The sequence below is a fragment of the Marinimicrobium sp. UBA4209 genome (assembly GCF_002381585.1).
Taxonomy (GTDB): domain Bacteria; phylum Pseudomonadota; class Gammaproteobacteria; order Pseudomonadales; family Cellvibrionaceae; genus Marinimicrobium; species Marinimicrobium koreense.
The window spans coordinates 78,691-79,123 of the sequence record NZ_DFTP01000048.1; the positions used below are offsets into that span (position 1 = coordinate 78,691).

Here is a 433-nt window from a genome sequence, read left to right on the forward strand (position 1 = left end):
ATAAGCGAAGCGCATCCGCCGTCCCCCAAGCCTGAAGCACTGGTTACACCTTGGTGTGCAGCTGATTCATTGCCTTCGCCCACTCGCCCTTTGCGGCGAGTGGCAGCACGTCGATGGCCCGGTCGATGGCATCGTGAAGTGCCTGCTGTTCGCTGGTGGGCGCCTTTTTCAGTACAAAGCCAACTACCTGTGACGCCGAGCCCGGATGGCCAATGCCCAGGCGCAGGCGATTGAACTCCTTGTTGTTGCCCAAGGCCTTGATGGTGTCGCGCAGGCCGTTGTGGCCGCCGTGGCCACCACCGTGCTTGAGACGGGCGGTGCCGGGGGGCAGGTCCAGCTCGTCGTGGGCGACCAGAATGGCCTCGGGCGGAATCTTGAAAAACTGCGCCATGGCGCTGATCGCCTGACCACTGCGGTTCATAAAGGTGGTGGG

Annotated in this window: 1 protein-coding gene; it reads right to left on the reverse strand. The window is 62.8% G+C overall.

What is annotated here, in order from left to right; translation table 11 throughout:
* Positions 1-43: 43 nt before the first annotated feature.
* On the reverse strand, positions 44-433 hold a 390-nt coding region (gene pth / locus B3187_RS07070), incomplete at its 5' end, for an aminoacyl-tRNA hydrolase (protein ID WP_286805382.1).